Genomic DNA, 20,662 nt, shown 5'->3' with positions numbered 1-20,662 from the left:
TACGCCCCCTGGCGCGGGCCCCGCGGCCCTATCTCTATACCGAGAAAACGCCGCCACCCACGAGCCCGACCCCGCACGGCCCTGACCACCCCACCCATGAGGGCTCCCGTTTGGGAGCCCTCATGGCATGGGCGGACGGTGCGATGTGCGAGAAGGGTCCAGGAGACGTGAACGGGGGCGGGGTTCCCGAACGTACAGCCAGGTGACGGGCGACTTGGCGGAGGCGACGGGAGCCGTCGTGGAAGCATTGCGAGCCGGTGCCGGACAGGCGGGACTCCGGGACGACCCTGCCCGGCGACGGGGAGGCGGCGCTGTGGCCGGTGCGGGGAAAGGTGCCACGGGGGACCGCGTGCTCGTCGGCGAGATCACACTGCCCGGATTGCGGCGATCCGTGGGGTTCGCGCGGAGCTTCGTCCGAGACAGGGCGTCCGGCGCCCGACGCGTGGACGACGTGGTCATGACGGTGAGCGAACTGGTCGCGAACGCGGTCACGCACACGGCGTCGGGTCGGGAGGGAGGACGGGTGACGGTCGTCCTGCTGGCCGGGGACGGCATGTACCGGCTCGAGGTCGTGGACGGCGGCGGCGCGGACGGACGGCCGCACGTCAGGGAGGAGGTCGGCGCGGAGACGGGCCGGGGAATGCGGATCGTGGCGGCCCTGGCGTCGAGCTGGGGGTTCCGGAGGGACGGCGCCCGAACGGTGGTGTGGGCGGAGTTCCCGGGGACGGTTCCGGCCCCGGTCCCTGACAGGGGGGACCGGGGCCGGGACCCGTTCAGCGCCCCCGGTTGAGCTGCCGCGCGGGCAGCTGCCGGGCGTTGCGCCGGTTGTTCATGAGGTTCGCGGACCGGAAGTCGTGGTTCTTCCGCTTGCCCTTCTTCCGCGACTTGGCGAAGGGGTCGGATTCGGGATGGGCGAATTCACGCATAAGAAATAGACCTCCGAGCATGCTCGAATTCGGCCATGAAAGGCCGACGAATTGGAGAGTTCATGGAAGACGGCGCAGGTCACGACCAGCGTGGATGAGAACTGGCGGTGGCGCCGAGGGGACGGGAGCGGGCCCGCTACGACGGCGGGGCGGCTCAACCGAGAGAAAGAATCAAAGCTCCATGCGTAAGAGTTAGCCATAGATCTGCCTGCAATGTCAACCATTATTTTCGTCGAGACGAGGTGATCTGGATCATGGCGTGATGTGTGGGGTGCCCGTCGTTGACGCCATGCGGGACGCACGGACAGCCTGGAGGCATGCGCGTCGCCTTCGTGATCTATGACGGGTTCCAGGTGCTGGACCTGGCCGGTCCGCTTGAGGTGTTCCGCGGTGCCGGGCGGTACGAATGCCTGGTCGTCGGGCCCGCGGCGGGGCCGGTGGCATCGTCCGGCGGGCTGCCCGTCCACGCCGGGTACGGCCTCGGCGAGATCGACGGGATCGACACGCTCATCGTCGCGGGCGGGGTCGGGGTCGACCGGGCGATGAAGGACGCCGCGCTGGTCGGATGGGTGAAGGAGACGGCCGGTCGCGCGCGGCGGGTCGCGTCCGTGTGCAGCGGCGCGCTCCTGCTCGCCGAGGCCGGGCTCCTGGACGGACGCCGCGTCACGACGCACTGGCAACGCGAGGAACAACTGCGCAGGGAGTATCCGCGACTCGACGTCGACTGCGACCCGATCTTCATCCGGGACGGGCGGTTCTGGACGTCCGCCGGGGTCACGGCCGGAATGGACTTGGCCCTGGCCCTCGTCGAGGACGACCACGGCCGGGACACGGCGCACGCGGTGGCGCGGGAACTCGTGATGTTCCTGCGACGGCCGGGGAGCCAGTCGCAGTTCAGCGTCCCACTGTGGTCGCCGCAGCCCGCGTCCGACCCGATCCGCGCGGCGGTCTCGTCCGTCCAGGCCGATCCGGGCGCCCGCCACACCATCGCCGACCTGGCCGGACGGTCGGGCCTCAGCGCCCGGCACCTCCAGCGCAGATTCACGGCGGAACTGGGCGTCCCACCGGCCGCGTATGTCGAACGGGTGCGGATCGAGGCGGCACGACGGGCCTTGGCAGAGGGGGACGAACCCGTCGAAACGCTGGCGCGGCGGCTCGGTTTCGGAACCGGCGAGACCCTGCGCCGGGCGTTCCACCGTCATGTGGGGGTCGCGCCGTCCGACTACAGACACCGATTCAGGGGAACCGGCTTCACGCAGGGGAAGGACCAGTCATGACCACGTATGGGCTTTTGATTTTCGAGGACGCGGAGGAACTGGACTTCGTCGGTCCGTGGGAGGTGTTCACGGCCTCGGCGATGGTCCGCGGGCAGGACGACAAGGCGGTTCTGATCGCCGAACACTCGGGCCCCGTCCGCTGCAACAAGGGGATGCGGGTTCTCCCGGACCACACCCTGAACGACCATCCCCAGCTGGACGTGCTCCTGATACCGGGTGGACGCGGCGCACGCGAAACCCAGCCGAACAACCCGGCCGTCACCGGTTGGATAGCAAAGGTCGCCGAACAGGCCGACTGGGTCACGAGCGTGTGCACGGGCGCGGCCCTGCTGCACGCCGCAGGCCTGGCCAAGGGACGAAGGATCGCGACCCACTGGTCATGGGAGGACGCTCTGGAAGCCAAGGGCGACGTGACCGTCGTCCGGGACGCGCGCTACGTCGTGGACGGCAACCTCGTCACAAGCCAGGGCGTGTCAGCGGGCATCGACATGGCGCTCTGGCTGGTCGGCCGCCTCCACGGCCCCGACCACGCCCGAACGGTCCGCCGCTACATCCAGTACGAACCGGCCCCGCCCTACCTGGCCGACACCCCGTCCACCTAACCCAACCCCCCGGACCAGCCCCGCAAACAAAACCACCCTCGCCCACGACCCTCGTCCGCCTGCCGCCTGACTCGGCCTCGTCCCGGCGTCCGTGCGGGCTGTGGCCAGCCGCTCGCCCGTGCTGGCCTGCCGCCCGTGCTCGGACTTGGTCCGTACCCGGATCCGACCCGGCGTCCGTGCTCGCCTGTGTTCGGACTTGTCCGCCCTCGGCCTCGTCCCGGCGTCCGTGCTCGCTGTGGCCAGCCGCTCGCCCGTGCTGGCCTGCCGCCCGTGCTGGCCTGCCGCCCGTGCTCGGACTTGGTCCGTACCCGGATCCGACCCGGCGTCCGTGCTCGCCTGTGTTCGGACTTGTCCGCCCTCGGCCTCGTCCCGGCGTCCGTGCTCGCTGTGGCCAGCCGCTCGCCCGTGCTGGCCTGCCGCCCGTGCTGGCCTGCCGCCCGTGCTCGGACTTGGTCCGTACCCGGTTCCGGCCCGGCGTCCGTGTTCGCCTGTGTTCGGATTTGTCCGCGCTCGGCCTCGTCCCGGCGTCCGTGCTCGCCCACGGCTCGGCGTGCTCGTGATGCCTTGCCGTGCGGCTTGGTCTTGGCCTGGGACGCGGGCTCGCACGCGGCCGGTAGGCCGCGAGAGGACAGGGCGGGTGAAGGCTAGTGGGGTGAGGTGTCGGCTTCGCGTTCGGCGCGGAGGGCCTCGTACTCCTTGAGGACCTTCTTGCGGGCGCGGGTCGAGAGCCGGTCGATGTAGAGGCGGCCCTCGAGGTGGTCGGTCTCGTGTTGGAGGCAGCGGGCGAGGAGGCCCGTCCCGTCGACCGTGATCGGCGCGCCGGAGACGTCGAAGCCGTGGACCGTCGCCCGGTCTGGACGCGGCACGCTCGCGTGCGGCCCGGGCACGGACAGGCAGCCCTCGTCGCCGTCGTCCAGACGGCGGTCCTCCAGCTCCGGCAGCTCCAGGACGGGGTTGACGACGGCGCCCTTGTGGCGTTCGCCGTCCTCATCCGGGCAGTCGTAGACGAAGACGCGCAGGTCCACGCCGATCTGGTTGGCGGCCAGGCCCACGCCCTCCGCCTCGTACATGCTGGCGAACATGTCGTCGACCAGCTCGGCCAACGCCGGACCGAACTCCTCGACGGGCTTGCAGGCCCTGTGTAGCACCGGTGTACCCACCAGCGTGATCGGTCGTGCCCGTCCCGCCATCGCCCGCGCTCCTCGCCGTCCCACATGCCTCGCCGATCCAGGCTACCCAGGGTAAGCGCCACATCTTAAACGCGGCGTTCCGCACAGTGGACAGCGCTCTCTGTCACCACTTGAACGCGGAGCGTGTCCGTTCGTCGCAGAGCGTCGCCCGTTCGTCGATGCGCGGGCCCGAAGCCTCGATGGCGACGGTCGCGGCTCGCTACGTTCTTCGCATCCGCTGGGTGGTTCGGCGCGAAGCCGCTTCGGGGGGAGCGGTCGGTCCTGTGTGCGCGGCCGAACCGATCCGCGGAACGGGGGGAGAGGGGTCACTTCTCAGAAGTGACCCCTCCGTCCGTGTGATGGCCTTTTTCGCATCCGTAAAGACGCTCTTGATTCATCTTCAATAGAAGGAAGATCGGCGTACCGGCCGGACTATCCGGACCTAAGGTCGAGCGCATCGGAAATGGTCCGATGGGCCGGGTCGGTCCGGAAAGATTTGACCCGGCGGAAGTCGACTTTCGGGAGCGGCTGCGGAATGGTCTCCACCATGGATTCACGAATGCGAACCCCCAGAACGTCCGGTCCCACCGGATGGCTACTGGCATTTCTCGGTGCGCGGGAACAGGCGCTGCGCACCCACACCGGACAGGCCGCGGGCCCCACGGAATGGCTCCTGGTCTTCCTGGAGGTCGAACGCGCCGAACTCGCGGCGCGGCAGCGTCCCGCCACCCTGCTGCCCCGGCGCGGCAGGACCGAGGAGTCCCCGTTCGGCCGACTGACCGCCCGCAGCGCGTAGAGGAAGGTCATGACCGTCGAGATGTTCCTCGCCGCCCTGATCGGCGGCGCGATCGGCCTCGCCGAACTCGTCGCGCGCTACCGCGACAAGCCCGTCGCGGCGCTCCTGTCACCGGGCGGGCTGCTGTTCGTCTTCGTCAACGCCAGCGCGTCGATCGTCGCGCTGATCGCGGTGACCGCGTCCGGCTGGACGTTCGGACTGCCCGAGACGACGCCCCCGCAGAGCCTGATGGTCGTCCGGGTGATCGCCGCGGGGCTCGGGTCCGCGGCCGTCCTGCGCATGTCGTTCGCCCCTGCCCAGGGCAGGGCGGCCGGCGCCGGCCCCATCTCGCTCCTCAACGGCATCCTGCGGGTCGCCGACGGGGAGCTGGAACGCAAACGCGCCCTCAGCAGGCTGTCCCACAACGACCTGTCGGGACTGTCGTTCGAACGCGACCACGCGGCCCTCGCCGAACTGTGCTGCCACCTCATGCGCGAGTTCGACCTGTCGGAGGCGCAGCGGCTCGGCGGCCTCGCCGCGGAGCTCAGCCACCGCGACGACCTCACCGACGCCGACAAGCTCGACTGCTGGGGCCTGGAGCTGACCCGCCTGGTCGGCGAGCGCGCCCTCCGGCAGGCGGCGCGGCGGCTGCGGGACCGGCCCCGCGAGGAGCCCCGCCCCACCGTGACGGAGGAACCGGCCGCGGTACCCGACACCGAGTACGCCATGGAGACCGCCCCGGCGCGCCCGCCCATCGCGAAGACCTCCCGGCTGGCCGCGAGCACGAACGGCCGGTCGGAACGCAAGTCCTTCAGCGATGCCTGACGCCCCGTGAAATACCGGTGCGCCCCGGCCGGGCGCACCGGTATTTCACTTTTTCGACCCGTCGGACTCCGACTTGTTCGCGGTACGGGCCGGACGAGGATGGTAACCGCCCAGCGGCGGAAGGTTTTCGGGGTCGTCGCGTTCTTCCAAGGCGGACGCGATGCGGTGCAACGCCTCAGCCATCGATATCAGCGCCTGCACCTGGGCGGCCGCCATCAGATTTCCCGGCGAGGGATCGGCGGCCTGCGCCTCCGCCGCGGCGTCACAGGCCTGCTGGCTCCACCAATGCACATGGCGATTCTATTCGAGGCGGCTAATAAGCCACCTGCCGCCGCGCGCACGTTTCGGAAATCGATAAGAAAAGGATGGAACCAATGAACATCGACCCGCGCACCGCACGGGCCACCGATCGCCCGTCCCGCCCGCTCCCGCGCTGGGCCACCAAGCCGGTACGGCAGCTGACCGCCGGAGAACTCGCCGAGGCCCTCGACTACTTGGAGAGGCACCGCCCGGACGACGATGTTCTGGGCCGCGCCGTCGCGGGCGAGTTCGCCCGCCGAACCGCCGCCACCGAATTCGCCACCCGCCCCCCGAACCCCACCACCCACAACCCCGGCCCCCACCACCCATAACCCCGACCAAGCCCGGAAAGCCCACCGCACCGCGCCCTGCCGCGCCACGCCAGACCCTGCCGCGTCCCGGTGTCGGGCGATATCTCGCGGCGCCGGACTGGTCCCGTGACGCCGAGCCACGTCTTACTGCGCCGGGCCCCATAGCCCGGGCTGCGTCTCGTGACGGCCTGAGTTCGGTGGTGCGGGGCCGTGTTCGGTGGGTGCCGGGCTGCTGGACGCTGCCCGCGACGCCGTCACCGAATCCCCACCTACCGGGGGTTGGGCGCCCCGGCCTGCTCTTGTGATGCCGGGCCACGCCAAACCGTGCCGCGTCCTATGAAGCGGGGCTGCGTGTCGTGGTTCGGGGCCGTGTCCTGTGGTGTTGAGTTTGTTCGTGGTGTTGGGCCGTGTTCTATCGGTGGGGTCGGGTCCCGTGATGTGGGGTTGTGTCTCGTGAGGTCGCGCTGTACCTCGTGGTGCGAGTGTGTCGTGCCGCGTCCCATGAAGCGGGGCTGCGTCTTGTGGCGCCGGGCTGCGTTTCGTGATGTCGGGCTGTGTTTACCGGCCGGGCCGGGGTCCGTGATGCTGGGCTGTGCCCCTTGGTGTCGGGCTGTGTTTGGTGGGGCGGGTTCTGTGAGGAGTGTCGTGGGTTGGGAACGGGGGCGGGGGTTTTTGGGTAGGGCGAGGTTATGGAGGTTAGGCTGCGCAGGGTGTACGAGCCGGTTGCTTCCGGTGACGGGAAGCGGGTTCTGGTGGATCGGGTGTGGCCGCGAGGGTTGGCCAAGGAGAAGGCGCGTCTGGACGAGTGGGAGAAGGACGTCGCTCCGTCCACCGAACTGCGTAAGTGGTACGGGCACCGGGTCGACAGGTTCGACGAGTTCGTTCGGCGCTACGAGGTCGAACTGGAGGAGCCGGAGCGCGCGGCCGCGCTTGGGCGATTGCGGGAGCTTGCGAAAACGGGAACGATAACCTTGCTCACCGCGACTCGGGACATTGAGCACAGCCAGGCGGCCGTACTGGCTTCCCGGTTGCGGGACGGTGGCTAGCAGCCATCTTCGCACCTCAGAACGGAGGTCCGCCCCCGGACGGGCCTCCGTCTCGCACGTGTCGAGGTGTTTTCGATGATATCTGAATGACAACTTTAATTCTATTGTACAACTTGATGGAACGGTCCCACCGAAAGCGTGATCGTTGGACCTTTCCATTCTTGCTGATCAAGGCGGGGAACCCTAGGTCACGCAGTCTCTTTTCGCGTGTTGAAAGTTGATGATTGACCTCTCTGAGAAGGTCGCTTTACTCTCTCTTTGCGCAGGCTCCAGCAAGGAGGAATCGCATGCGTAAAGGGATCGTTTTTTCCGCTGCGGCAGCAATGATGCTGGCCGCGGCGACGGCGGCACCCGCCGGGGCCGCCCCCGGTTCGTACCTCGTACCGGGGCCCGAGGGCGTGACAATCGAAATCGCGACCGTCAACGGCTCGGGATGCCCGAAGGGTACGGCCGCTGTCGCCGTGTCCGAGGACAAGGAGGCCTTCACGGTCACCTACAGCGACTACACGGCCCAGGCCGGCGGTTCCTCGGCACCGACCGATTTCCGCAAGAACTGCCAGATCAGCATGAAGGTGCACGTCCCGCAGGGCTTCACCTACGCGATCGCCTCGACCGACTACCGAGGGTTCGCGTGGCTGGAGGAGGGCGCCACCGCCATCCAGAAGGCCAGCTACTACTTCCAGGGTAGCCACCAGACCGCCGCCAAGAGCCACGTCATCCAGGGTGAGTACGCCGACAACTGGCAGGTCACCCACGAGGAAGAGGTGGGGCAGCTCGTCTGGAAGCCGTGCGGTGAAGAGCGCAACTTCAACATCAACACCGAGTTGCGCGTGCTTCGGGGGACCTCGGACCCAGACAAGGTCAGCTTCGTGTCGATGGACTCCGCCGACGGAAGCATCAAGACCATCTATCACTTCGAGTGGCAGAAGTGCCCCCGTAGGTAAAGGAGAAGGAACAATGCGCAAAGGACTGACCTTTACGGCGGCCGCCGTCCCGGCCATCGCGCTCGCGCTCTCCGCGGCCCCGACCGCGTCCGCCGACGTCAACGACCCCCCGCCGGACGAGCAGATCACCGTCGACGTTCTCACCGTGAACGGCTCGGGCTGCGCCAAGGGCACCACCGCGGTCGCCCCGGCGAGTGACAACACCGCGTTCACCGTCACCTACAGCGACTACCTCGCCCAGGCCGGCGGCACGTCGAAGCCCACCGACTTCCGTAAGAACTGCCAGCTCGCGCTGCGTGTGCACGTCCCGCAGGGCTTCACCTACGCGATCGCCGGCGCCGACTACCGGGGCTTCGCGCACCTGGCGGACGGCGCGCGCGGCGTGCAGCGGGCCAGCTACTACCACCAGGGCGAGTCCCAGACGTCCGCCGAGACCCACGAGGTCGAAGGTCCGTACTCCGACAACTGGCAGTTCTCCGACCGCCAGGAAGTCGCCGAGTTGATCTTCAAGCCGTGCGGCGAGGACCGTAACTTCAACATCAACACCGAGCTGCGCGTGTACAAGGGCAACTCGCGCGGTACGAGCTTCATGGCCTTCGACTCCACCGACGGCAGCTACAAGACCACGTACCACATGGCGTGGCAGAAGTGCCCCACCGCCTGATCCCACCAACCACCGGGCCGTGTCCTCACCCAGGGAGGACGCGGCCCGGTCCCCTTCTTCGCGCCTGACCAGGGCGTGCCTGTCAAAGGCAACGTCGAACACCTCTTAAAGTGGAAGGGTCGTCGAGGAAGGGATCTTCACCATGCCGTTGGCCCCCCGCTTGTCGGCACCGCCCGAGGTCCTGGCCGTCCTGGAGGAGTCCTACGAGCGGGTGCTGCGGCGTGACCCGGGCGAGGCCGAGTTCCACCAGGCCGTCCACGAGGTACTGGAGACTCTCGGTCCGGTGCTGGCGGCACGGCCCGGACTGGCCTCCGCGAAGCTGGTCGAACGGCTCATCGAGCCCGAGCGGCAGATCATGTTCCGGGTGCCGTGGCAGGACGACGAGGGCAACGTCCACGTCAACCGCGGGTTCCGCGTCGAGTTCAACGGCGCGCTCGGCCCGTACAAGGGCGGCCTGCGTTTTCATCCCACCGTCAACCTCGGCATCGTCAAGTTCCTCGGCTTCGAACAGATCTTCAAGAACGCGCTGACCGGGCTCGGTATCGGCGGCGGCAAGGGCGGCAGCGACTTCGACCCGCATGGACGCTCCGACGAGGAGGTCATGCGGTTCTGTCAGTCGTTCATGACGGAGCTCTACCGGCACGTCGGCGAGCACACCGACGTCCCCGCCGGTGACATCGGCGTCGGTGGCCGCGAGATCGGCTACCTGTTCGGCCAGTACCGGCGCGTCACGAACCGCTGGGAGGCGGGCGTCCTCACCGGTAAGGGCCGGCTTTGGGGCGGCTCCGCCGGGCGGACGGAGGCCACCGGCTACGGGAACGTCCTGTTCACGGCCGAGATGCTCCGCCGCCGCGGCGAGGACCTCGACGGGCAGCAGATCGTCGTGTCCGGCTCCGGCAACGTCGCGATCTACACGATCGAGAAGGCGCAGCAGCTCGGCGCGAACGTGCTCACCGTGTCCGACTCCAGCGGCTATGTCGTGGACGAGAAGGGCATCGACCTCGACCTCCTCAAGCACGTCAAGGAGGTCGACCGCGGCCGGGTCTCCGATTACGCCGAACTGCGCGGCATCTCGGCCCGGTTCGTCCCGGGCGGTCGGGTCTGGGACGTCCCCGCCGACATCGCGCTGCCGTCCGCGACCCAGAACGAGCTGGACGCGGACGCCGCGACGCTCCTCGTCCGCAACGGCGTCAAGGCCGTCTCGGAGGGCGCGAACATGCCCACCACCCCCGAGGCCGTCCACATCTTCCAGCAGGCCGGTGTCGCGTTCGGCCCCGGCAAGGCCGCCAACGCGGGCGGTGTCGCGGTCAGCGCCCTGGAGATGCGGCAGAACGCGTCCCGTGACTCCTGGACGTTCGCCAAGGTCGAGGACGAACTCGCCGGGATCATGCGCGGCATCCACGACACCTGCTACGAGACGGCCGAACGCTACGGCGCTCCCGGTGACTACGTGGTGGGCGCCAACATCGCCGGTTTCGAACGCGTCGCCGAGGCCATGCTCGCCCAGGGCGTCATCTAACCCGTCCGGCTGGGCATGATCGTGGCGTGGACGGCCCACGCCAGAAGCGCCGCATCGCGATCCGCACGACGCTCACGACGACGTTCATGCTGGTCGCGTACTTCGCGGCACCGTTGAACAGGTCTTTCACCCTGCGTTCGGCGGCGGCGTTGGTCGTCGCCCTGCTCGCCCTGGGCGCTCTCGTCGCCTGGCAGGCCCACGCCATCATCCGTTCGCCGTTTCCAAGACTCCGGACGGTCGAGGCGCTGGCGACGTCCGTTCCGCTGTTCCTTCTGCTGTTCGCGGCGTCCTACTGCCTCCTGGCCAACGACACCCCGCCCGGTTTCTCCGAGCCCCTGACCCATGTGGACGCCCTGTACTTCACCGTGACGGTCTTCGCCACGGTCGGCTTCGGCGACATCGTCCCCCGCACCCAGACGGCCCGAGCCCTGACCACGATCCAGATGATCGTCGACCTGATCGTCCTCGGCTTGGTCGTCAAGGTCTTCCTGGAGGCCATGCGCCGCGGCGTGACCCGCCACCCTCCTGACGAATCAGCCGAGCGGTGACCCTCCGCGACCACCTTCGTCACACCACCCACAAGAGTCACCGGGCGCCCCACCTGTAAATATTGAATGTAATCGAATACCGAGCGACCCCCGGCCGCGCGCAGGCGTCCCGCCGACTCGATTCGACGACGAGACATGGGAGCGAGGGGCGGTTCGGTGTCAGGTGGGCCAGTCGCGAACCCATGAGGCGATGTGGGCGGCCACGGTTTCAGCGTCCAGGCCGGTGGTGTCGATCGCGGGAAGACCGAGGGCTCGATACGCCGCCGCATCGGCCAAGGCCTCAGAGACGTCGGTGGCGTCGCCCCGTGATGCGAGGCGTGCACGTCGTTCGGCGTCGCCGCAGTCCAGCAGCAGCCAGCGGCCCCCGGGCCAGCCGGCGAGCTGATCGGGCGTCGCCACGCCGAGCAGCACGGTCGGCACAGGCGCGACGGCTTCCAGAGCGACGCGCACGAGGTGTTCGTAGGCGGCCCAGGTGCGCGGCGCCGTCCTGATGTTCGTGCCCGCGAGTTCGCCGGCGGGCTCCATGAAGGCGTCCCAATCGATCACTACGTGGCTTGGAAGCGCGGCCTTCAGCGCGGGTAGCACAGCCGATTTGCCCGACCCCGGGGCTCCCAGCACGTACAGATTCACGCCCGACATGTTAGGTCTCGCGGCACTTACCGGGCGCGACGGCACTCAACCGCTCGCCGATCTCGTGCGAACCACATATTTTCGTCGGTCGGCTGTGGATCGAAGACGTCCACGTGATCATGGTAGGACCGCGGAAGAATCTCACGGTGCTGGTCGATGAACGGGGACCCATATGGGCTGGACGAAAATGCAGGAATGGTCGAAGGCGACCACCGTCGCGCTCGTGCTCGTGACGGCCATCTCCCTCGCCTGGGCCGAGTTCGGGCCCGAACCTAAGACCGAACGACCGGTGCCATCGGCCTGGAAACTGCCGGAGTCCACTCGCTTATTGGTCAAGGCCACGGCGGCGCGGCAGCTCGTCACGCTCAACACCATGGACCCGGCCCGAGTCGACCAGCACCTGGACGCCTGGGAGCAGGCCACCACGTCCACCCAGCTCGAACTGCTTCGTAGGCAACGGGCCGCAACGCGTTCCCAATACCTGCGAGAGCGGGAAACGCTGTCGGCGGCGCGGGTGTCGACGATGGTGCCGATCTCCTCACACGCTGGAGGCGGTGGCCGGGCCCATCTCATGGCCGTGGTGCGCTTGACCTCCACCAAGCCCGGCGGTCCACCGGTGGAAAAGGTGCGAAGGTACAGGGTGTTCATGACCCTGACGCCGCAGGGCTGGCGCGTTTCCGGCCTGTTGGATACCGCGGGCGGTTCGATCCTGGTGTTGACGGCGAGAGGCTTCATCGGTCCGCCTTCGCGGGAGTACCTGATGCTTGAAGATGCCCGGAAGATGATGGCCGCCCTGGCTCGGGGCGAGGGCCGCGACGTGCTGACCGATTCCGCGGCCGACGACTATGACCGGATACGGAGACGGGCGGGCGCTCCCGGACGAACGGCCGGCGGGCAGGCACCGGAGGTCGAACTCATCCGGCAGGACGACGAGTCGGCGGAACTGCTGGTCTTCCTCAACCTCGGAATGACCGAGACTCTGCAACAGGGCAACATGACCATGATCCTGCCGTCCGAGCGCAGCAAGCTCGCGTTGCGGGTCACGATCGTCCCGGACGGCTCGGACTGGCGGATCACCCGCGTCCGCGACGCCTAGCCGGCCGGCCTGCGACGTGCGGAGCGGGCTCCGGGCATTGCTCGGCTACGTCACTGAGCCGGGCTGCGTTCCCAGCGGGGACGCGGTGTCACCTCGGGACGAGGACGCTGTTGCCGAACTCGAAGGCTTGGCTCTGGCCGGGCTCGACGATACCGACCACTTCGCTATGGCAGTTGTCATCGTCGTAGACGATCACCGGGGTGTCGGTGTGGTTCACGACGACCAGTGGCCGGAACAGCCCGTTGTAGCACCCCTGAGAGGGGTCGGTGTACTCGTTGCCGCTGACGCCGAGGGTCCCTTGGGCGGCCGCCGCCGGTGTGGCGGCGGTCAAGGTCAGGGCCGCGCCGGTGGCCAGGGCGGCGAGAACGGTCGTGGGACGTCGCATGATCGTCTCCATTCCATGGGAGCCTGTCGCGTTCACCGGTACTCATAGTAGTCTGATAACTACTCTTTGTGAGGTGAGTGAATCCTGTTGCCGAGGTTCTTGTCTCCTCACCGCCGGTCCCAAGACGGTGGTCAACCCCGATACGCGGGCTTGTCGACGTCCGGTGAAGTGTGCGCCCCCCGTCCTCCTGGGGAGGACAGGGGGCGCGATGGTCGGGTCAGCGGGTCTCGACTCGGACGCCGACGACCGGGTGGACGCCGCACAGGACGTGGGCGACGCTGTACGCGGGCACCCACGGGCTGACGCATTCGACCACGCCGACGTTGGGGTCGAAGTGGCGCTGTGCCATGAACACGCGGTGTTCTCCGGTGCCGCCGGTGCACACGCTCTTCGCGTTGCGGGAATCGATCTGGATGGCGGTGCAGCCGGTGGGAACGGCCGACGCGCTGGGTGCCGTGCCGAGCAAGGCCGCCGATGTGGCGGCGAGGGCGAGCGAGGCCAGTGCCGCGCGTCGGCGGCGGGGTCTGGTCGCCCGCGTCTCGTGGGTGTCCTTCATGGATTCCTCCCCGTTTCGCAACGGTGGGTGGTGCGCTGTCACCGGGTCATTCGCGCGGGGGTGGACGCTGGATGAGCGCGGCGGCCGGGTGGGTTTTCTGAGCTTTCGCATGGGCACGTGACTCAGCGTTGCTGAATGGTGTCTTCGACGGGGTGGGGGGTTCTTCGGCGATGACCTCGGGGTGGTACGGATCCAGTGGGATGGACCCGTTCGAAGAGATGCTGGCCAGGTTCTTCGGCGCGCGGGCGCAGCGGCGTCCGGTGGAGCGGATCAGCCTCGCCCGGCTGATGAGCGAGCCCGCGCGGGAGTTGGTGCGGGACGCGGCGGCGCAGGCCGCGCAGTGGGGCAGCGTCGACCTGGACACCGATCATCTGCTGTGGGCGGCGACCCGGCAACAGGGGACGCGGCAGTGGATGGCACGGGCCGGAGCCGACCCGGACAAGATCAAGAACGAGATCGAGGAGCATGCGCGGCGGGGGGAACCGAGGGACGTCCCGCCGGAGTTGACGCCGTCCGCGAAACGGGCACTGCTCGACTCCCACCAGGTGTCGCGGGCGCTCGGATCGTCCTATATCGGGCCTGAGCACCTACTCTTCGCGCTGGCATTGGATCGCGGGTCGAGCGCCGGACGAATTCTCGATCATGAGCACGTCACACCGGACACCCTGCAGCAGGCGGCGGGCGGCGGTCAACAGCCACCCGGCGGCGCGCAGGTCACCGGAACGCCGACCCTGGACGAGTTCGGCCGCGACCTGACCGCTCTGGCACGGGAAGGACGCATCGACCCGGTCATCGGACGCCAGGACGAGATCGAGCAGACCGTGGAGGTGCTGTCGCGGCGCACCAAGAACAACCCGGTGCTGATCGGTGACCCGGGCGTCGGAAAGACCGCCATCGCCGAGGGGCTCGCCCAACGAATCGTCGACGACGACGTCCCGGAGACCCTGCGCGGGAAACGGATCGTCCAACTCGACCTGAGCGGAATCGTCGCCGGGACCCGCTACCGGGGCGACTTCGAGGAACGCATGAAGAAGGTCGTGGACGAGATCCGCGAGCACGGCGACGAGCTGGTCGTGTTCATCGACGAGATCCACACGCTCGTGGGCGCGGGCGGCGCGGAGGGCGCGATGTCGGCGGGCAACATGCTGAAGCCGCCGCTGTCACGGGGCGAACTGCATGTGGTCGGTGCGACGACCATCGACGAGTACCGCCGCAACATCGAGAAGGACGCCGCGCTGGAGCGCCGATTCCAGCCGATCCTGGTGCCGGAACCGAGCCCGGACGACAGCATCGAGATCCTGCGCGGTCTACGGGATCGATACGAGGCCCATCACCAGGTGCGTTTCACCGACGAGGCGCTGCTCGCGGCCGTTGATCTGTCGAGCCGGTATCTGACCGACCGGTTCCTGCCCGACAAGGCCATCGACCTGATCGACCAGGCGGGCGCCCGGGTCAGGTTGCGAGCCGGGACGCGGGACGGCGGCCGGCGAGAACTGGAACAGCGGCTCGAACGGCGCCGCCGCGAAAAGGACCAGGCCGTCGCGGACGAGGACTACGAGAAGGCGTCCGAGCTGCGCGACGAGGTCGTCCGGCTGGAGGAGGATCTCGCGGCGACGCGGGAGACCAACGGGGTGGTCACCGTTCCGGAGGTGACGACCGACGACATCGCCGAGGTCGTCTCCCGGATCTCCGGTGTCCCGGTGACCCAGCTCACGCAGGCGGAACGGGAACGGCTGACCCGGCTTGAGGAGCATCTGCACGAGCGGGTGATCGGCCAGGACGACGCGGTGGCGGCGGTGGCGCGGGCCGTCCGGCGGTCTCGCGCGGGCATGGGCGATCCGGACCGTCCGATCGGCGGGTTCCTGTTCCTCGGCCCGACCGGTGTCGGTAAGACGGAGCTGGCGAAGGCCCTGGCCGAGGCGCTGTTCGGCAGCCGCGACCGGCTGATCCGGTTTGACATGAGCGAGTTCCAGGAGAAGCACACCGTGAGCCGCCTCATGGGCGCGCCGCCCGGATATGTCGGATACGAGGAGGCGGGGCAGCTGACCGACGCGGTCCGGCGACAGCCGTACTCGGTGATCCTGCTGGACGAGATCGAGAAGGCGCACCAGGACGTCTTCAACGTGCTGCTCCAACTGCTGGACGACGGCCGACTCACCGACGCGCAGGGCCGCACCGTCGACTTCCGCAACACCGTGGTGATCATGACGAGCAATCTGGGCTCCGAGCTGATCACCGGCCGTACCGAGGTCGGGTTCGGCACACCGGGCGACGGCCCCGACGCCGCGCTGAGCGACCGGATCATGCGACGGCTGCGCGAGTCGTTCCGGCCCGAGTTCCTCAACCGGATCGACGAGATCATCGTGTTCCACCGCCTGGAGGCGGGCCAGCTCCGCCAGATCACCGACCTGCTACTGGACGAGACGCGCCGCCGCCTCCGCGCCCAGGACGTCGACGTCACGTTCACCCCGGAGGCCGTGGACTGGATCGCCGAGCGGGGCTACCAACCCGAGTTCGGCGCCCGCCCGCTGCGCCGCACGATCCAACGGGAGGTGGACGACCAGCTGTCCGACCTGCTGCTGGCCGGTGATCTACGGCACGGCAGCCGCGTCGAGGTCAGCGCCCTGAACGGCGGTCTCGACTTCCATCTCATCAGCGCCGAGTAAGGGATATAGTCCTTCTGTAAGCCTTACAGGAGGAATGTATGGACATCCCGATCGCGAACTACGCGGCGGGCATCGAGGTGGCGAACGACCTGGTCAGCACGTCCCCCACGGTCCGAGGCACCGAGGCGCTGCCCGACACCAAGGCGCTGACCGACCTGCTGGCCGGGCATGATCTTCCACGTCCCAAGGAGGAGGACGTCTTCCCCGTCCAACTGCTGCGCCGGGAAGTTCGCGGGATCATCGAGACCGAGAACGCGGATCAGGCCGTCGCCGGTGCGAGCGTCCTGATCGGCCGCGCCGGACGTGCCCCCGTGCTCCGCCCCGACCCCGACGACCGGTGGGTCTGGTGCGTCCCCACCGCGCCGGACGAGTCCCTCGCCGACCAACTGGCCGCGTTCATCGCCGTAGGACTCTTCGGCGTCGTGAGAACGCTCGGCCACGACCGATTCCGGGCCTGCGCCGCCCCCGGCTGCCGCGGCGTGTTCGTCGACGCCAGCCGCGCCGGACGCCGCCGCTACTGCATGCCCGAACTGTGCGGAAACCGGCTCAACGTCGCCAACCACCGGGCCCGCCGCCGGGCGGTGACCTCATGACCGCGCCGCTCCCCGGCGCGCTCCGACTGCCGGACGGAACCTGGATCCGGGGCCGCGGCCTGCGAAACCCGCCACCGGAGGGCCCGGAGCCCGACTTCGGCCTGTACCTGGGCTCCAAACGTCTCCGCCACCGCCACGAGCCGTCCCTGCACTGGGATTCCGCCTGGCTCGACTGGCCCGACTTCCGGCTACCCCGCGACCGCGACGCGGCCGTCCACCACATCCGCGACCTGTACACACGCGCCCGCTCCGGCGCCGCGGTCGAGGTCGCCTGCGGCGGCGGAGTAGGCCGCACCGGCACCGTGATCGCGTGCCTCGCCGTCCTGTCCGGCGTGGCCCCGACCGAGGCCGTCGCCTGGACGCGCACCCACCACCATCGCCGGGCCGTGGAAACACCGTGGCAACGCCGCTGGGTCACCGCCTTCCCGCCGGGCCGGACCGTCGCGGAGCCCGGCGGGAACGGATGACCCGTCCTCTCCTGCTCGGCAGACTGGTCGACAAGAGGCTGGTCGTGCGCGCCGCGGAGGGCCGGTGGCGGCTGCTGGAGACGATCCGGGCCTTCGTCGCCGAGAAGTTGGAGGGCGGCGCGGAGCGGGCGGCGGTCCGCGAACGGTACCTGCGCTGGGCCGCGGCGACCGCCGCCGACCTGGAACGCGGGCTCGCGGGCGGCGGCGACGGGTGGCGCGACGGCTTCGACGCCGTCGCCGACGACCTGCGCTCCGCCCTCGCCGGTGCGCCACCCGGCCGCGCGCCCGAGCCGCACCGCCTGGCCCGCTCGCTCGCCCACCTGGCCTACGCCCGCCGGTTCCTGCACGAAGTCCCCGGCCACTACGAGGAGGCGGTCCGGCGGGCGCCCACCCCCGGCGAGGCGGCGGCGGATCTGCGTAACGCCTCGGACGCCGCCCACGCCCTGATCGACACGGGACGGGCCTTCGACCTGCTGCCGGCATCGGCGGAGCGGGCCCACGCGGCCGGTGATGGCGACGCGGAGGCGGTCGCGCTCGCCACCGCGGGACGCCACCCGTCCGGGTTCGAGACCGAGATCCCGCACGACCGGCTGCGGGAACTCCTCGACGCCGCGGCGGCCGCGGGCGACGGCGGTCATCGCCTCGTCGCCGCTCATCTCGTCGCCGCCAGGGTCTGGGGTGCGCGGGAGGAGAAGGTCACCCCGGAGCCGTCCCTGGTCGCCGAGGCGGTGACCGCCGCCCGCGCGACCGGTGACCCGGTGCTGCTGTCCGCGGCGCTGGACGCCTCCGGCGGCGCCGCGCTCACCGCCGGACGCTTCCGGGACGCGCACCGGATCGCCGCCGAGCGGGTCGGCCTGCTCACCGCGATGCCACGCGACGTCCCCTATCCGGCTCCGGAGATCACCGACACGTTCCACATGGCGGCGTCCTGCGCCGTCGCGGCCGGTGACCCGCCCGCCGCGCTGGCCACCGCCCGGCTCGCCGCGGCCGACGACCTGATCGGCGACCGGTCCCCGGTGGCGTTGAGCACGCTGCTCCCGCCGCTCGTCCTCACCGGCGACCTCGACGGAGCGCTCCGCCGTGCGCCCGCGCTGTGGGACGTCTGCGAACGGCCCGTAGCCCGCTCGCCTGGGTGTCCCCGGCCGTGGCGGCGATCGCGCTCGCCCACGGGCTGCTCGGCGACGTCGACGGGTTCCGGCTGTGGCGCGCCCGAGCGGAACGGGTCGCGGGCGGCGCCGGGTCCCGGTATCTCGCGTCGTTCGCCGCGTTCGTCGACGCCCGGACCGCCCTGCACGCCGGAAAACCCGACGCCCGCCTGGTCGACGCCGCGTGCGCCGACTTCCCGCCGCAGGACTGGTACCGGACCTACGCGCGTGCCACCGCGGCCGAACTCGCCGTCGTGGCCGGGCTCCCCGACGCCGCGGCCCGGCTCGCCGCCGCCGAGGACGCCGCCGTCGAGAACGCCTGGGCCGCTGCCTGCCTGTCCCGCGCCACGGGCCGCCTGCACGGGGACGAGGCCGAGCTGGACGCCGCCGTCCGGGCGTGGGAACGACTCGGTGCCCGCTTCGAACGGGCCTGCACGCTGCTCCTCATCCCGGCCCGCGCCGACGAGGGCCGCGCGGAACTGGCGACCCTGCGACCGTCCTGACGACGTCCGGACAACGGGCCGTCTCGGTGCCGCACCGGCGCGTGGTCAGGTGCGGTGGTCGAGGTCGCCTGTGGTGGTGGGGTGGGCCGCACGGGCTGGTGGTCGCGTGCCTCGACATTGTCGTCGGGCTGTGGAGGTTCCGTGGCTGCGCCGCCTTCCCGGTGAGCGGGTGAGGCGGTGCCGTCGCGGTACCGCACCGGCGCGTGGGCCAGGTCACGGCCGGTGCGGTACCGGCGGGGGTCCGGGGTCCTCCCCGCCAGGGGATACCGGACCGCATTCCCGTCCGGGACCCACGGGAGGAGAGCCGCCCCGGACGGGAGGTCATCGGTCGGCGCGGGGTCAGCCGCGCAGGGCCGCCCGGGAGTCCGCGGCCCCGGGAGTATTGTCGATCAAGCCGGCGATCTCACGGTAGACGAGACTGATCCGGGTTCCCCAGTTGGGGCAGCCGCCGAGATGGTGCAGCGCGATGACCTTGTGGGACGACCCGGCCAGCACCGGTGAACCGGAGTTGCCGCCCGAGGTGTCGCACAGGTAGCCGGTGTTCACGCCGGACGCCACTCGCGCGATCTTGCAGTGGGCGCCGCCGTCCTCGTACAGGGACAGTCGCTTGGGCAGGGTGTCACCGTGTCCGGGGATGTAGATGCGCTCGTTGGCGGTGGGTTCGCGGGTCTCCAGGTAGAGGGTCCCGAACTGCTTGACGCTGTCGAAGTTGTTGACCGAGAACAGGGCGTAGTCGAGGTCGGCGAGCGGGCTCAGCTTGAGCAGTTCGGCGCCGCTCACCTTGACGCCCGCCCGCGGGTTGCGGCCGCCGCAGGTGGAGCATTCGTAGTCGAACTGGAGCTCGCTGGCCTTGAGGTCGTTGGCGTTCTCCATGCAGTGCTGGTTGGTGAGCATCCGGTTCGTGTTACCGACCCGCCAGGCCGTGCAGTGGCCGACGCCCTTGAGAAGCTGGCGGGCGACCGCGCGGGACTGGGCGTACTCGGTCGGGTTGCTCTCCTTGTAGCAGGTGACGTCACGGCGGTCGTCGGCGCCGCACACGCTGGTGGTACGCGGGTTGGCGGCCACGTACTCGGCCTGGGAGAAGCCGCGGAAGTAGGCGTCGATCCGGGCGCCGTATCCCTGCCTGGTCAAGGCGGCTGCGTTACGGCGCCGGGTGGCTGAGTGCAGGGTGACGACGGCGGTGTCCCCATCGATGGACATCGCGGCGAAACCCGTCCGGCCGTGGACGGTGTGGGACGAGTCGCCGCGGTGCTTCGTGACCGTGGGGTCGCCGTGGTAGGTGTGCACCTCACGTCCGGACGGGTCGGCGACCGTGACGCGGTCACCGGGGAGCAGCCGCAGGGACGCGAAATGCACCTTGACGTAGCTGGAGCCCGGTTCGCTGATCGTCACCTTGGACGTCCGGGTGTCGGCCGCGTACCGGAGTACGGCGTCCTCGGCCTTTCGCTCTCCGGCCGTGTCCGGTCTGGGCTGGGGATCGGCTTGCTGTCCGACCGGGGCCGCCGCGACGGGGGTGGTGGTCTCGGGGCCCAAGGACGGGGCGGCCGACGCCACCGCCGCGGGCAGGATCAGGGTCACGGCCAGCGGTATCGCCGTGGACAGGATGCGTGACCTTCGGGACATTGCGCACTCCTCTGGGAGGCCGAGCCGTGGCTCGGGGCGGGAATCGAAGGGGGCGGGGGGGAAGGGAGTGGGGGAGCGATGGCGGGGAGCGA

At 69.7% G+C, this 20,662-nt stretch carries 25 protein-coding genes; 16 read left to right on the top strand and 9 right to left on the bottom strand.

Features of this window, described 5'->3' with window-relative positions; genetic code table 11:
• Positions 1–379: 379 nt before the first annotated feature.
• A complete protein-coding gene (locus tag BZB76_RS34515; protein WP_170180479.1) occupies positions 380–790 on the top strand; it encodes an ATP-binding protein in 411 nt (136 codons plus the stop codon).
• Here the strand turns inward: BZB76_RS34515 and BZB76_RS34510 are convergent.
• Complete coding sequence (locus BZB76_RS34510; RefSeq protein WP_170180478.1) at positions 774–926, bottom strand: hypothetical protein; 153 nt, start codon at positions 924–926, stop codon at positions 774–776. The genes BZB76_RS34515 and BZB76_RS34510 overlap by 17 nt on opposite strands.
• A gap of 317 nt (positions 927–1,243) precedes the next feature.
• Between BZB76_RS34510 and BZB76_RS02150 the strand changes: the two genes are divergently transcribed.
• Both BZB76_RS02150 and BZB76_RS02145 read left to right on the top strand, forming a co-directional pair.
• Positions 1,244–2,203 (top strand): GlxA family transcriptional regulator, encoded by a 960-nt coding sequence (locus BZB76_RS02150; protein ID WP_121432603.1) that lies wholly within the window; start codon positions 1,244–1,246, stop codon positions 2,201–2,203.
• On the top strand, positions 2,200–2,805 hold the full coding sequence (locus BZB76_RS02145) for a DJ-1/PfpI family protein (RefSeq protein WP_121432602.1): 606 nt from the start codon (positions 2,200–2,202) through the stop codon (positions 2,803–2,805). The genes BZB76_RS02150 and BZB76_RS02145 overlap by 4 nt, the downstream gene beginning before the upstream one ends.
• 644 nt (positions 2,806–3,449) lie before the next feature.
• Here BZB76_RS02145 and def read toward each other — a convergent pair.
• Positions 3,450–3,995: a peptide deformylase gene (gene def / locus BZB76_RS02140; protein ID WP_121432601.1), complete on the bottom strand. Its 546-nt coding sequence runs from the start codon at positions 3,993–3,995 to the stop codon at positions 3,450–3,452.
• Positions 3,996–4,533: 538 nt separating this feature from the next.
• On the opposite strand from def, the gene BZB76_RS02135 reads away from it, so the two are divergent.
• Entirely contained in the window at positions 4,534–4,770 is a 237-nt protein-coding gene (locus BZB76_RS02135) for a hypothetical protein (protein WP_121432600.1), read from the top strand.
• 9 nt (positions 4,771–4,779) lie between these two features.
• On the top strand, positions 4,780–5,574 hold the full coding sequence (locus tag BZB76_RS02130; RefSeq protein ID WP_121432599.1) for a hypothetical protein: 795 nt from the start codon (positions 4,780–4,782) through the stop codon (positions 5,572–5,574).
• A 45-nt stretch (positions 5,575–5,619) separates the two neighbouring features.
• On the opposite strand, the gene BZB76_RS34100 is transcribed toward BZB76_RS02130, so the two are convergent.
• Positions 5,620–5,865 carry a hypothetical protein gene (locus BZB76_RS34100; protein ID WP_147449286.1) on the bottom strand — a complete coding sequence of 82 codons (246 nt, stop codon included), beginning with the start codon at positions 5,863–5,865 and terminating at the stop codon, positions 5,620–5,622.
• Positions 5,866–5,948: 83 nt separating this feature from the next.
• Here BZB76_RS34100 and BZB76_RS02125 point away from each other — a divergent pair, with 83 nt between their 5' ends.
• The 6 genes from BZB76_RS02125 to BZB76_RS02100 all read left to right on the top strand — a co-directional run bounded on the left by BZB76_RS02125 (position 5,949) and on the right by BZB76_RS02100 (position 10,906).
• A complete protein-coding gene (locus tag BZB76_RS02125) occupies positions 5,949–6,206 on the top strand; it encodes a hypothetical protein (protein WP_121432598.1) in 258 nt (85 codons plus the stop codon).
• A gap of 668 nt (positions 6,207–6,874) precedes the next feature.
• Complete coding sequence (locus tag BZB76_RS02120; protein ID WP_121432597.1) at positions 6,875–7,231, top strand: DUF488 domain-containing protein; 357 nt, start codon at positions 6,875–6,877, stop codon at positions 7,229–7,231.
• A 287-nt stretch (positions 7,232–7,518) separates the two neighbouring features.
• Positions 7,519–8,175, top strand: coding sequence for a DUF4360 domain-containing protein (locus BZB76_RS02115; RefSeq protein ID WP_121432596.1), 657 nt, complete (start codon positions 7,519–7,521; stop codon positions 8,173–8,175).
• Between the two features lie 13 nt (positions 8,176–8,188).
• Positions 8,189–8,839: a DUF4360 domain-containing protein gene (locus BZB76_RS02110; protein ID WP_121432595.1), complete on the top strand. Its 651-nt coding sequence runs from the start codon at positions 8,189–8,191 to the stop codon at positions 8,837–8,839.
• Between the two features lie 142 nt (positions 8,840–8,981).
• A complete protein-coding gene (gene gdhA, locus BZB76_RS02105; protein WP_121432594.1) occupies positions 8,982–10,358 on the top strand; it encodes an NADP-specific glutamate dehydrogenase in 1,377 nt (458 codons plus the stop codon).
• A 26-nt stretch (positions 10,359–10,384) separates the two neighbouring features.
• On the top strand, positions 10,385–10,906 hold the full coding sequence (locus tag BZB76_RS02100) for a potassium channel family protein (protein ID WP_211342780.1): 522 nt from the start codon (positions 10,385–10,387) through the stop codon (positions 10,904–10,906).
• A gap of 159 nt (positions 10,907–11,065) precedes the next feature.
• Here the strand turns inward: BZB76_RS02100 and BZB76_RS02095 are convergent, their stop codons facing one another.
• Positions 11,066–11,536 (bottom strand): P-loop nucleotide/nucleoside kinase family protein, encoded by a 471-nt coding sequence (locus BZB76_RS02095; RefSeq protein ID WP_147449285.1) that lies wholly within the window; start codon positions 11,534–11,536, stop codon positions 11,066–11,068.
• A gap of 172 nt (positions 11,537–11,708) precedes the next feature.
• Between BZB76_RS02095 and BZB76_RS02090 the strand changes: the two genes are divergently transcribed.
• Positions 11,709–12,632, top strand: coding sequence for a hypothetical protein (locus tag BZB76_RS02090; RefSeq protein ID WP_121432592.1), 924 nt, complete (start codon positions 11,709–11,711; stop codon positions 12,630–12,632).
• Positions 12,633–12,720: 88 nt separating this feature from the next.
• On the opposite strand, the gene BZB76_RS02085 is transcribed toward BZB76_RS02090, so the two are convergent.
• Positions 12,721–13,017, bottom strand: a complete 297-nt coding sequence (locus BZB76_RS02085; protein ID WP_147449284.1) for a hypothetical protein — start codon at positions 13,015–13,017, stop codon at positions 12,721–12,723.
• Positions 13,018–13,234: 217 nt separating this feature from the next.
• Positions 13,235–13,573, bottom strand: coding sequence for a hypothetical protein (locus BZB76_RS02080; RefSeq protein WP_121432590.1), 339 nt, complete (start codon positions 13,571–13,573; stop codon positions 13,235–13,237).
• A 170-nt stretch (positions 13,574–13,743) separates the two neighbouring features.
• On the opposite strand from BZB76_RS02080, the gene BZB76_RS02075 reads away from it, so the two are divergent.
• Genes BZB76_RS02075 through BZB76_RS02065 form a run of 3 tightly spaced genes read left to right on the top strand, consistent with a single transcriptional unit; the run spans position 13,744 to position 17,299 of the window.
• Positions 13,744–16,239 carry an ATP-dependent Clp protease ATP-binding subunit gene (locus BZB76_RS02075; RefSeq protein WP_121432589.1) on the top strand — a complete coding sequence of 832 codons (2,496 nt, stop codon included), beginning with the start codon at positions 13,744–13,746 and terminating at the stop codon, positions 16,237–16,239.
• A gap of 38 nt (positions 16,240–16,277) precedes the next feature.
• Positions 16,278–16,832: a CGNR zinc finger domain-containing protein gene (locus BZB76_RS02070; protein WP_121432588.1), complete on the top strand. Its 555-nt coding sequence runs from the start codon at positions 16,278–16,280 to the stop codon at positions 16,830–16,832.
• Positions 16,829–17,299, top strand: coding sequence for a phosphatase domain-containing protein (locus tag BZB76_RS02065; protein ID WP_121432587.1), 471 nt, complete (start codon positions 16,829–16,831; stop codon positions 17,297–17,299). Before BZB76_RS02070 ends, BZB76_RS02065 begins: the two co-directional genes overlap by 4 nt.
• A gap of 652 nt (positions 17,300–17,951) precedes the next feature.
• Here the strand turns inward: BZB76_RS02065 and BZB76_RS34095 are convergent.
• On the bottom strand, positions 17,952–18,161 hold the full coding sequence (locus tag BZB76_RS34095; protein WP_147449283.1) for a hypothetical protein: 210 nt from the start codon (positions 18,159–18,161) through the stop codon (positions 17,952–17,954).
• Positions 18,162–18,182: 21 nt separating this feature from the next.
• Positions 18,183–18,353, bottom strand: a complete 171-nt coding sequence (locus tag BZB76_RS34505) for a hypothetical protein (protein WP_170180477.1) — start codon at positions 18,351–18,353, stop codon at positions 18,183–18,185.
• Positions 18,354–18,392: 39 nt separating this feature from the next.
• On the opposite strand from BZB76_RS34505, the gene BZB76_RS02060 reads away from it, so the two are divergent.
• On the top strand, positions 18,393–18,947 hold the full coding sequence (locus tag BZB76_RS02060) for a hypothetical protein (protein ID WP_147449282.1): 555 nt from the start codon (positions 18,393–18,395) through the stop codon (positions 18,945–18,947).
• 339 nt (positions 18,948–19,286) lie between these two features.
• Here BZB76_RS02060 and BZB76_RS02055 read toward each other — a convergent pair whose 3' ends face one another.
• Positions 19,287–20,570 carry a trypsin-like serine peptidase gene (locus tag BZB76_RS02055; RefSeq protein ID WP_121432585.1) on the bottom strand — a complete coding sequence of 428 codons (1,284 nt, stop codon included), beginning with the start codon at positions 20,568–20,570 and terminating at the stop codon, positions 19,287–19,289.
• Between the last annotated feature and the right edge of the window lie 92 nt (positions 20,571–20,662).

It is taken from the genome of Actinomadura pelletieri DSM 43383 (assembly GCF_003634705.1).
Classification (GTDB): Bacteria; Actinomycetota; Actinomycetes; order Streptosporangiales; family Streptosporangiaceae; genus Spirillospora; species Spirillospora pelletieri.
The sequence above is the reverse complement of the archived record's forward strand: the minus strand, read 5'-3'. Positions and strand labels throughout refer to the sequence as shown.